Consider the following 11511-nt stretch of genomic DNA (forward strand, 5'->3'; position numbering starts at 1 on the left):
GTGCCCACGATGGGTACATTGTTCAGCTTCGATGCCCGTTCAGCACCACTCCTCTTGCAGCGCGTTCAAGAGATCACCCGTTTCTTCAGATTAGAAGTGCTGGGAGTTCTTCAGATTAGAAGTGCTGGGAGCATGAGTGATGCGTGCCTGTCGCCACAGGCAGGGAGTTCGACCGTGATGAGGTTGGTCATCGCTGGGGCAGGTCAGCTTATCAAGCGGCTATGAAGATTTTCCGGATCGGTTCTGCCAGGATTTGAGCTCTCTCGTGGAGAGTATGCAGCTCGATATACTCAGCCGCAGTATGGGCCTTGCCGCCAACCGGTCCTACACCGCATAGGGTTGGGGCACCGGCGCTCGCGGTAAAGCCGGAGTCGGCACAGCCGCCGGTAAACTCACCTTCGATATCAACCCCGAAGTCATGGGCCGATTGGAGATAGGAGGCTGCGATTTTCTCGCTTTCGGCGGTCGGTACGAGCGCCAGGAAATTGCTCTTGCAGACCAGCTTTATTGCCGTTCCAGGAACGTTTGAGGCCGCCATGATGGCCTTAATCGCCTTGCTGACAGCCTCGCGCTGCTCATTCGTGACGAAGCGCACTTCAAACTCGGCACTCGCATGAGGAGCGGTCGTATTCACGGACTGACCACCGGATATCAGACCAACGTTGACCGTGATGCCATCTTCAACGCAGGTCAGGTCATGTAAGGCGACGATCTTGTGCCCGAGCTCCGCAATGGCGCTCGCCCCCTCGGCGAAGTTTACGCCGGAGTGGGCCTCCTTCCCGCTGATGTCGAGACGATAACTCAGGCTGCCCTTGCGGCCGGTCACGATATTGCCGGAAGCCCGCCCCGGTTCAGCGTTGAACACCGCAAGGGCGCTCTTGGCTTCCTGGATGATGAAATCCCGCGATGCGCTGGAGCCGATCTCCTCATCGCCTGTCATCATCGCGACGAGGGGGAACTGTGGTGCGAAGCGTTTGAACGCCACCAGGACGAAAGCATTCATCACTAGGCCGGCCTTCATGTCGGCAACGCCCGGTCCATAGGCACGCCCATCCTTGATTGTGAATGGCCGCCGCGAGGCTTCTCCGGTCGGAAAGACGGTATCCCGGTGACCCAGCAACAGGACGTTGTACCGACGCTCATCCCGGCGGACATCTCCGCTTTCGGCACGGAGTATGTCGCCAAATTCTGCGTGAGATGTCACCGACACTTCAATGCCGTGGTCTAAAAAGAACCGAGTGAGTCGCATGCCCACGGCGTCGACACCAGCCTTGTTGTAAGAGCCAGAATCGATGTTGACGAGGTCAGAGAGAAGCTGGACCATCGCTTCCTGCTGCTCGCCAAGCCAGTGGGTGATCGCTTGCGAACTGTGCGTATGCATAGCGTTGCTCGCTCTGTGTTTAGGAATCCGAAGCAAGTGACGGATATCCGTTGAGGCGTGTCGTCTTCCAGTGAAGTATCAACGAGCTTCTACCAGCTCTGTGCCCATCTCCCGACCGCTGCTCGCAAAGTAACGGACGAGGACAGCGCATACCATCAACTGGATCTGATGGAATAGCATCAGCGGAAGAACGATCAGGCCGATGTTCTGCCCAGCGAAGATCACGCTCGCCATCGGTGCACCGGAGGCAAGGCTCTTCTTGGAGCCGCAAAACGTGATGGCAATGCGATCCTCACGGTTGAACCTGAGCCAGCCGCTGCCGAAATACGTGAAGCACAGCACCACGGCGAGAAGCACGATATCGGTTGCGACAATGGCGCTGAGATCGCCGATAGACAGACTGCGCCAAAGGCCGCTGATCGTGGCTTCGCTGAAGGCTCCATAAACGACCATTAGGATGGAGCCTCGGTCCACAATCTGCGTGAGAAACTTGTGGCGTCCGAGCCATTGGCCGATCAGCGGCTGGACGAGCTGCCCCAGGACGAAGGGGGCGAGCAGCTGCAGGAGAATGCTTTCGACAGCATCGAGCGAGATGCTGCTATTACCTTGCGTATGGAATAGCACTCCGATCAGCAGAGGGGTCAGGAACATGCCTAGGATATTCGAAGCCGAGGCAGAACAGATCGCTGCAGGGACGTTCCCGCCTGCAATGGACGTGAAGGCGATCGAAGACTGAACCGTGGAAGGCAGGACGCATAGGAACAGGATGCCTGTGCCGAGCGCCGAGGTTGCGAGGCTTGGCAGAGCAACGATGATCAGGCCGAGGATCGGGAAGATCACGAAGGTGGTGGCGAGCACGAAGAGGTGCAGCCGCCAATGGATCATGCCCGCCAACACCACGTCGCGCGACAAGCGGGCACCGTGCAGGAAGAACAGGAGCGTGACGGCAGCCTGGGTGCCGATGGAGAAGGCATGGGCAGGCTCGCCGCTGATCGGCACGAACGAGGCCAGCACGACCATCCCGAAGATGGTGATCGTGTACCATTCCCGTTTGATGAGTGAGGTCATGAAAAACTCTTTCGGTCACAGCCTTAAGGCTGTGACCAGGACGCGCAGTCGCAATGTAAAGGGCGGATGCCGAATGTCAGACAGCCGCCCTTGTGATGTTTAAGCCTTGGTGAGCGGCGGGAGGTCTCTAGTACCGAGATCCCAATAGAGGCCCGCCATCATCGCGAGGGCCTCGCGGGCGATGGCAACCGGCAAGTGCTCGTTCGGAGCATGCTGGGAGCAGCCCGGATAGGAATGGGGCACCCAGATGGTCCGCAGGTCCAGGATCTCTGAAAAGATGTCGTTGGGCAGAGAGCCGCCGAGATTGGGCAGGATGGCCGGTTTCTTGCCCGTCGTCTTGGCGAGCGAGTTCACGGCCCAGTGCACCCACGGATCCTCTGGATCGAGGCGGGTGGCATGAAAGATCTCGTCACGGCTCTTGGCGATCTCGACCATGGTGAAGCCATGCCGGTCGAGATGACGGCGTAGGGCGGGAAGAACCTCGTTTGGGTCCACGCCGACGACGAAGCGCAGTTGGCAGCGGGCCCAGGCGCTCGGCGGAACGGCATTCACGGGCGTTTCGGGATTGCCGGATTTCATGGCCAGCACGTCGAACGAGCACCAGCCGAACACCTGCTCGGCGGGTGTCAGGCCGGGTTCGCCCCATACGGGATCGATGGTGGGACCATCGGGGCCGCCATTGACCTCGCAATCGGCGAGCACCCGGCGGACCGAGGCCGGAACTTCCTTCGGCACCCATTCATGGATACGGATCTGGCCGGTGGGAGAAGCAATGGTCGCAATTGCATGGGCGAGCTGAATGGCCGGATCCGACAAGAGGCCACCCCAGTTGCCGGAATGGTGGCCGCTGTCACGGGCGTTGATCGTCAGGTCGAAGGTCACGCCGCCGCGCGAGCCGAGGAAGATTGTCGGACGTTCTGCATTGAGGCGGGGGCCGTCTGAGGCGATGAGCACATCCGCCTTCAACAGCTCCTTGTGCTCCTCGCACAACTCGCGCAGGCCCGGAGAGCCCATCTCCTCGCCCATCTCGATGAGATATTTGGCATTGAACCCGAGCTTGCCGCGGATCTGCAGCACGGCCTTCAGACCCGCGATGTTGATGACGTGCTGGCCCTTGTTGTCCACCACGCCGCGGCCATACCAGCGGTCGCCGACTTCCGTAAGGGTCCAGGGGGAGAGCCCTTCGCTCCAATCCTTGTCGAGCCCGCGGATGACGTCGCCGTGTCCGTAGCCGAGGATAGTCGGGAGGGACGGATCCTCAATGCGCTCGGCGAAGAGGAACGGACCTTTGGCCCTCGGATGGTGCAAGGTCTTGCACGTGAAGCCGAGGCTTTCCAGGAGCGGGCGCATCTCGCTCTCAATATAGGCCGTGAGTACCTCGGCGCGATCCGGGTTCTGGCTTTCGGTCGGCATAGCGATCAGGCGCGCAAGATCGGCCTTGAGTGCCCCGGACTCGAAATAGGCTTCAGCCTTTGCAATGGCCGCTTCGCGAGACATTTAGGAGTTTTCCTTTTGCTTGAAGGGAGCGGAATGAACCTGGAGCGGCGGCACGTTCTGCGGAACAGGGACGCTCAGTTCAGGGTCATGGAGGTGGCAGGCCACGGCGTCGTGTCCGTGCTGCGTGAACCGAGGGGCGGTCGTGCTGCATTGGGTCAGCCGCTCGGGGCAACGCGGATGGAAGGGGCATCCGGGCGGCGGATTGAGAGGATCCGGAAAAGCGAGCCCAAGCCCCGTCTCCGGAATACCCGCGCCGGGGTCGGGCGTCAGAACGGAAGCCAGCAGCGCCTTGGTGTAGGGATGGCGCGGCGCCTTGAAGAGCGCCTCCGTCTCAGCCAACTCCACGACGCGGCCGAGATACATGACCGCCACACGGGTGGCGATGTGCTCGACCACGGCGAGGTTGTGGCTGATGAATACATAGGTGAGGCCGAGCTCGCGCCGCAGATCCATCAGCAGGTTCAGGATCTGCGATTGTACCGAAACGTCGAGGGCGGAGGTCGGCTCGTCGCAGACCACGATTTCCGGGTTCATCACTAGCGCCCGGGCAATCGCCACGCGCTGCCGCTGGCCGCCCGACAATTCGCGCGGGTAACGGTCGGCGAAGCGCTGGGGCAGGCCGACCTTGTCGAGAATGTCGAGGGTGCGCTTGCGCCGCTCCGCCGCGTTGCCGATGCCGTGAACCTCAAGCGGCAGGGCCACAATGGACGCGATGGTGCGGCGGGGATTGAGAGACGAATAGGGATCCTGGAAAACCGGCTGCACGCGTCGCGCCATGCCCTGGCGGCCCAGCGTATGGATGTCCTGGCCGTCGAGGGTGATGCTGCCCGCCGTCGGCGGCAGGAGGCCGAGCAGCATGCGGGCGAGGGTGGATTTCCCGCAGCCCGATTCCCCCACGATGCCGAGCACTTCGCCCTTGCGGATGTCGAGGTTAATGCCGTTCACGGCATGCAATGTGCGCCGCGGCTTGAACATGCCTTGGCTGACGCCGAAGGAGCGGGTGAGGCCTTGAGCTTTAAGAAGCGCTGTCATGCTGCGTTCTCCAGAATGCAGCGCCACCTCTGGCCATCCTTGGCTTCATGGACAGGTGGTGCTTGGGTGCAGATGGACTGGGTTCGGCTGCAACGGTCGCGGAAGCTGCAGCCGCGAATGTCGCCGACAAGCGAAGGCACGACGCCGGGAATGACGCCCAACCGGCCGCCCGGCACCGTGCGCCCCGGTACCGGAATGCAGTCGATCAGTCCCTGCGTGTAGGGATGCTGCGGTTTCCGGAAGAGCGACGCGGTCGGTCCTTCCTCGACGATCTGGCCCGCATACATGACGGCGACGCGATCCGCAATCCGGGCCACGATACCGAGATCATGGGTGATCAAGAGCATTGCGATGCCGAGCTCGCGCTGCAGATCCGCCAAAAGGCGCAGGATCTGGGCTTGGATCGTCACGTCGAGAGCGGTGGTGGGCTCGTCGGCGATCAGGAGTTCAGGCCTGCACATCAGCGCCATGGCGATCATGACGCGCTGGCGCAGGCCGCCCGAGAGTTGGTGCGGATATTGACCAAGGCGCTCAGCCGCCGACGCGATGCCGACCTTGCTGAGCAGGAAAACGGCGCGCTCGCGGGCCTCTGCATCGCTTGCGTTTTTGTGCTGGCGATACGCCTCCACGAGTTGATTGCCGATGGTGTAGGCGGGGTTAAGGGCAGTCATCGGCTCCTGAAAGATCATCGCCATGCGGTTGCCGCGTAAGCTATTGATCTGCCGCTTGGATGCCTTGGAAAGATCCTCTCCTGCAAAGGCAAGGCGGCGCGCATTGCGCTTCGCGGCCCTTGGCAAGAGGTCCATGATCGCCAGGGACGTCATGGATTTTCCGCAGCCGGATTCTCCCACGAGACAGAGCGTCTCGCCGCGCTTGACGGAGAAGGAGATGTCGCGGACCGCATGCAAGGTGCCGCGGGGAGTAGAAATGTCGACGTTCAGGCCGTCGACCTCAAGGATCGTGTCGTTCATGGGTTAGGCCCGTCCTTCCGGTGAGATCACGTCGCGCAGGCCGTCGCCCGCGAGATTGATGGCAAAGATCAGCAGCGCGAGCGCCGATCCGGGAATGGCGATGAGCCAGAACGAGAAGAACATGTAGGCCTTTGCCTCGGAGATCATGAGACCCCACGAGGGTAGGGGAGGCTGAACGCCGAGACCCAAGAAGGAGAGCGCTGCTTCAAGCAGAATGGCGCTCGCCGCCTCCAAGGTTGCGACGACAATCAGATGCGGGACAATGTTGGGCAGCACCTCCCGCACGATGATGCGAGGGGTCGACGCCCCGGCGGCTTCCGCTGCCGCCACATAGTCGAGGGAACGAACTTGCTGAGTCGCGCTTCGCATCACCACGGCGAAGCGGTCCCATTTGAGGAGGCCGAGCACGAGGATTACGATCCACAGTGAGCCGCCAATCATGGCCACCACGGCGAGCGCCACCAGAATGACCGGCATGGACAGCCGGGTCGTGACCAGGAATGTCACCGCCATATCGACCTTTCCGCCGAAATAGCCGGCGAGAAGGCCCATGGCCGTGCCGATCACGCCGGAGATGAGAACGACGCTCACGCCGATGAGGAGTGAGATGCGGGCGCCATAGAGAACGCGGGACAGGTAGTCGCGGCCCAATTGATCGGTGCCGAGCGGATGCAGCCAGGATCCCTTCTGGTACCAGACGGGCGGCACATTCCGCAGAGCAAGGTTCTGGGCATAAGGGTCGTGCGGAGCAATCAGCGGGGTCAGGAGCGCCAGCGCAATGATCACCACAAGGATGCCCGCGCCAAGGACGAAAGCCTTCTGGCCCAGAAAGCGGCGGAGGAGCCGCATGCCAGGAGATGGTTCCGGAACGTTGGGAATGGAGAGAGCGATATCGGTCATGTCAGGCCACCCGGATACGCGGATCGAGCCACGCGTTGGCAATGTCGGAGGCAAGGGTCAGAAGCACATAGACCACCGACAGGAGCAGAACGATGACCTGCATTACCGGGAAGTCCTTGTAGGTGATGCTCTGGTAGGCGAGATAGCCGAGTCCATCGAGGGCGAAGATCGTCTCGATGACAACCGAGCCGCCGAGCAGGAAACCGAGCTGCACGGCCGTCAACGCGACCACAGGTACCACCGCGTTCCGCAGCGCGTGCTTGAAGACGATTTTTCCTGCAGGCAGCCCCTTCGCGCGGGCGGTGCGGATGTAATCGGCGGAAAGCACTTCGATCATGCCGGCTCGGATCAGGCGCATGAAGGCGGGAGCCACGTAATAGCCCAGAGCAATAGTCGGCATGATGAAATGCAGCCATGTGGCCGAGCCGGAGACCGGAAGCCACCGCAGCGTGATCGAGAAGATCATCACCAGGATGAGCGCGAAGAAGAAGTTCGGCAGCGCCTGTCCGATCACCGCAATGGCGAGCGCCAGGCGGTCGATCCAGGTATTGGTATAGACCGCCGCCAAAACGCCGAGAGGGATCGAGATCAGCAGCGCGAATCCAAGCGCCAGGATGCCGAGGAGGATCGTCGTCGGCAGCTTGTCGAGAACGAGCTTGCTCACATCGGTCTTGAAATAGATGGAGGTGCCGAAATTGCCTTTAAGAGTTTGCCAGAGCCAGTCCGCATATTGAATCAGCAGCGGCCTGTCGAGGCCGTAAGTCTTGCGGATGATGGCCAAGTCTTCTTCCCGCGCGCCTTCACCGGCGATAGCCATGGCGATGTCGCCCGAAAGGCGCAGGAGAAAGAAGGCGATTGCCGAGACCGCAAGCGCGACGAGAAGCGCCAGGCCCAAACGTTTGAGAATATAGCCGATCACGGCATTGCTCCGTGTTGCTTTGATTAAAGGCCACTCGCCGATCCAAACCGCGCAGCGACGGTCGGAACTGTGAAACAGACTCGCGCAGGCGCGCATGGCGCGTGTCGACGCGGCCGAAATACTTGCCAGTGGCTCAAGAAAATGTCCTCTGTGGAACGGCCCAAAGGGGCCATTCCTTGAAGATCGGTCGCTTACTTCCAGGACATTTCCCAGAAACGCGGCATCTCGTCCGGGTACGCCTTGAACGACAGATCCGATGTCGCGACATAATAGACCGGCAGCGAGTACAGCGGCACCGCATAAGCCTTGTCGGCAATAACCTTCAGGGCCTCGCGATAGGACGTCTTGCGGACCTGCGGGTCCACCGACGTGTCACCCTTGGTCAGGAGATCGCGCACCTGCGGATCGCGGGTGATGTCTTCTGTGCGGAAAGCGAAATAGTTGGACGTCGCGGCCGAGACGTCGTTCACAGAGAACGAGCCCCAGGTCTGGTGCGTCAGGTTCGCCTTGCCGCCGGCGACGATCTCGCGCATCGCGGCATACTGCAGGAACCGCAGGTTGGTCTTGATGCCGACCGCCTGGAGATAGCCGATCAGGGCTTCGGTCTGATTGCGCTCACGGTAAGCCACAATGTCGAGCTCAAGCCCATTGCCATAGCCCGCCTCGGCCAGAAGCTGCTTTGCTTTCGCCGGGTCATAGGCGTATCTGGGAGCTCCCTCGTCCGTGCAACCGAATTGCGACGGGAAGCAAATGGTGTTGAGAACGCGCGAGCCTGCGCCCACGATGGACTTCACCATACCTTCACGGTCGATGGCGTGGATAATGGCCTTGCGCACCCGCTCGTCCTTGAGGGCCGGAGCGGGCGTCCCCTCGAGGGTATTCATCTGCATGAACACAATACGCATGGTTTCGCCGGAGACCACCTGGAGGGTCGGAACGGCTTCGAGTTGCTCCGCCTGATCCTTCGGCACGTGCATGATGAAGTCGACGCCGCCGGAAATTGCCTCCGCCATCTGCGTCTGGCGATCCGGGATGAAGCGGATGTCGACCTTCGCGATCTTCGGCTGCGACTTCGGGGAATCCTTGAAGTAGTCGGGGTTCTTCTCAAGGGTAATCGACTTGCCCGGCACGTAGTTCGTCACCTTGTAGGGGCCTGAGCCGATCGGCTTGTCGTTCTGGCCCTTGGGGCCGACCTTCTCGTAATACTCGTTCGGATGGATCACCACCGGGCCAGCAAGATACTCGATGGCGGCCGGGAAGACCTGCTTGGTCGTGATGCGGACCTTGTACTTGTCGAGTTTCTCGGCTTTCTCAATCCAGCTCACATTGGCTTGGGTGACGACCTTGTTCTCGGGCTTGGAGATGAAGTTCATCGTGTAGACGACATCGTCCGCGTCGAACTCCTCGCCGTTGTGGAACTTCACACCCTGGCGCAGATCGAACTCAAGCGTGCGATCATCGATCTGGCGCCAGGCCGTCGCAAGCTGGCCCTTGTACTCGTTGGTGTTGGGATCGCGGTAAACGAGCGTGTCCCAGACGTGCTGGCCAATGATGACGCCAATGCGCACGTTGTTGAAGAACGGATCAACGCTCTCCGGAGCCTGGTCATAGGCGAAATGGATGGTGTTATCGGACTTGCCCGCGAAGGCAACGCTTACGAACACGCTGGTTAGCAGCGCCGTAGAGGCAAGGCTTAAAGTGGCAGCCTTTCGAAGAAGGGTCATTGTCAGTCCTCTGGAGCTATGTTGTTGTTTTGTTTCAAAAACTGTCCAGCCGGCGTCGCGATTCGTTAGGTCTCTGCGCTGGAAGCTTTCCAAACTTGCCAAGACTTTCCCCTTGCTTCCATAAGAATGATTCGAAAGGATCGTTGCCTTTACGGCAACGGAGTGTCTGAATGAACCAGTCCGCCTTGCGCTACTTCCTGGAAGTGGCGCGAACAGGCTCGGTGAATGCGGCGGCCGATCGATTGAGGGTCGCGGCTTCAGCCGTCAGTCGACAAGTCGCGAAGCTTGAGGATGAGTTAGGGGCTTCCCTGTTCGAGCGACGCTCTCGCGGCATGGTCCTCACACAAGCCGGGCGACTGCTGGCGTCCTATGCTCAAAGGACTGCTCTCGAGAGCGATCAGATCGTCAATGAGATCCGGGAACTCAGCAGTGCCGGTCGCGGTCTGATCCGGCTCGGGATCACAGAAGGGCTCGCCGTCAGCTTCATTCCGGAGATAATCCATGCCTTCCGGCTCGACCGGCCGCACCTCCTCTTCAATATCAAAGTTTTCCCGCCCGCGGGCGTGGTCAAGGCCGTTCAGGAGGGAGAGGTGGATGTCGGCGTCACATTTTCCGTGAAACCGGAAGGAGGAGTGAAGATTCAGTGGCAGCAGGCGATACCATCCTATGCCATTGCGAGCACGAACCATCCTCTGATTGGGCGGGGGAGGGTAGACGTCTCCGAACTGCTCAAATATCCGATCGCCATTCTCGATGATGCGGCAACGATCAGGCAGGTGCTCGACATGTATTGCGCCAGCAAAGGTGTTTCGCTCGAGCCCGTTGCAACCTCAACGAACATCGCGAGCCTTCTGACCCTCTGCAGGCTCGGCGCTGCCGTGACCTTTTCAGCCTACATCTCCGTCCGAATGGCTGTGAGAGACGGATATGTCGCCGTCGTTCCCTTCAACGAGGCCAGATTTCTTGAACGAAATCTCCAAATCCAGACCATGCTCGGTCGCACCTTGACTCAAACAGCTACGGATTTCATCAGCTTCCTTGTGTCTGAACTGGAGAAGCCGGAGGCGACATATCCAATCCCACCTGAGGGAGGGACGGCACCGTCACGTTAACGTAGGAGAGACGGGATGCTGGCATAGGCGAGGGCATGAAAACGAACCACCATCCTCGCTATGCCCGCCATCGCTTCCCCGCTGAAGTGATCAGCTACGCGATCTGGCTGTACTTCCGATTTCCCCTCAGCCTCCGGATGGTCGAGGAGATGCTCGCCGCCAGAGGCATCGAGGTCAGCCATGAGACGGTCCGCCAATGGGCATTGAAGTTCGGCCAGAGCTTCGCCAACCAGATCCGCCGGCGTCTTCCGGCAACCGGAGACAAATGGCATCTTGATGAGGTCGCGATCAGCATCGCGGGCAAGAAGCACTGGCTCTGGCGCGCGGTGGCTCAGAACGGGGTTGTGCTCGATGTCCTGGTTCAGAGCCGTCGCGATGCGATAGCGGCAAAGCGTTTGCTGCGCAAACTGCTGAAGCGGCAGTGCCGGTCACCGCGCGTGATGTTCACGGACAAGCTGCCCAGCTATGGCGCAGCCAAGCGCGAAATCATGCCGGCTGTCGAACACCGTCAGCACAAGAGGCTCAACAATCGGGCGGAGAATTCTCACCAGCCAACGCGGCGAAGAGAGTGCATCATGAAGCGCTTCAAGTCTGCCGGGCAGGCGCAGCGTTTTCTCTTGGCTCATGATCAGGTCGCGAACCTCTTCCGCCGTCCCGCAAACGCCAGCGCCGCTGATCACCGAGTGGCTCGAGCCCGGGCCTTCATGACCTGGGCGAAGGTCACAGGTCTTGCGGAAAGGCTCTGATCTGACCGTCAAGGGCAGGTGGACCTATTTCACCCGATTAAGTTGATGGAGTGGACGCTCCCTGCTCACCGGCATCAAAGTGCCAAAGGGTGGTCGTCATGAAGAGGGCCACAAGGAGAGGGAGCGTCCGCCATGCAGATTACCACAGTCGGCCTGGATCT

General features: G+C 60.5%; 10 protein-coding genes. 2 read left to right on the forward strand and 8 right to left on the reverse strand.

Going from position 1 to position 11511, the window contains the following annotated elements; translation table 11 throughout:
* Positions 1 to 211: 211 nt before the first annotated feature.
* The 8 genes from ACS5Q1_RS21010 to ACS5Q1_RS21045 all read right to left on the reverse strand — a co-directional run bounded on the left by ACS5Q1_RS21010 (position 212) and on the right by ACS5Q1_RS21045 (position 9492).
* Positions 212 to 1381, reverse strand: a complete 1170-nt coding sequence (locus ACS5Q1_RS21010) for a M20 family metallopeptidase (protein WP_473099999.1) — start codon at positions 1379 to 1381, stop codon at positions 212 to 214.
* A 78-nt stretch (positions 1382 to 1459) separates the two neighbouring features.
* Complete coding sequence (locus tag ACS5Q1_RS21015; RefSeq protein WP_473100000.1) at positions 1460 to 2449, reverse strand: bile acid:sodium symporter family protein; 990 nt, start codon at positions 2447 to 2449, stop codon at positions 1460 to 1462.
* A 99-nt stretch (positions 2450 to 2548) separates the two neighbouring features.
* Positions 2549 to 3946 carry a M20 family metallopeptidase gene (locus ACS5Q1_RS21020; RefSeq protein ID WP_473100001.1) on the reverse strand — a complete coding sequence of 466 codons (1398 nt, stop codon included), beginning with the start codon at positions 3944 to 3946 and terminating at the stop codon, positions 2549 to 2551.
* Complete coding sequence (locus ACS5Q1_RS21025) at positions 3947 to 4978, reverse strand: ABC transporter ATP-binding protein (RefSeq protein WP_473100002.1); 1032 nt, start codon at positions 4976 to 4978, stop codon at positions 3947 to 3949.
* Positions 4975 to 5949 (reverse strand): ABC transporter ATP-binding protein, encoded by a 975-nt coding sequence (locus tag ACS5Q1_RS21030; RefSeq protein WP_473100003.1) that lies wholly within the window; start codon positions 5947 to 5949, stop codon positions 4975 to 4977. The genes ACS5Q1_RS21025 and ACS5Q1_RS21030 overlap by 4 nt, the downstream gene beginning before the upstream one ends.
* A gap of 3 nt (positions 5950 to 5952) precedes the next feature.
* Complete coding sequence (locus ACS5Q1_RS21035) at positions 5953 to 6849, reverse strand: ABC transporter permease (protein WP_473100004.1); 897 nt, start codon at positions 6847 to 6849, stop codon at positions 5953 to 5955.
* 1 nt (position 6850) lies between these two features.
* Positions 6851 to 7768, reverse strand: a complete 918-nt coding sequence (locus tag ACS5Q1_RS21040; protein WP_473100005.1) for an ABC transporter permease — start codon at positions 7766 to 7768, stop codon at positions 6851 to 6853.
* A 191-nt stretch (positions 7769 to 7959) separates the two neighbouring features.
* On the reverse strand, positions 7960 to 9492 hold the full coding sequence (locus ACS5Q1_RS21045) for an ABC transporter substrate-binding protein (RefSeq protein ID WP_473100006.1): 1533 nt from the start codon (positions 9490 to 9492) through the stop codon (positions 7960 to 7962).
* Positions 9493 to 9662: 170 nt separating this feature from the next.
* On the opposite strand from ACS5Q1_RS21045, the gene ACS5Q1_RS21050 reads away from it, so the two are divergent.
* Both ACS5Q1_RS21050 and ACS5Q1_RS21055 read left to right on the forward strand, forming a co-directional pair.
* Positions 9663 to 10604, forward strand: a complete 942-nt coding sequence (locus ACS5Q1_RS21050) for a LysR family transcriptional regulator (protein ID WP_473100007.1) — start codon at positions 9663 to 9665, stop codon at positions 10602 to 10604.
* Positions 10605 to 10639: 35 nt separating this feature from the next.
* Positions 10640 to 11350 (forward strand): IS6 family transposase, encoded by a 711-nt coding sequence (locus tag ACS5Q1_RS21055; RefSeq protein WP_473100008.1) that lies wholly within the window; start codon positions 10640 to 10642, stop codon positions 11348 to 11350.
* Positions 11351 to 11511: the final 161 nt, after the last annotated feature.

The organism is Microvirga sp. GN3 (genome assembly GCF_055792825.1).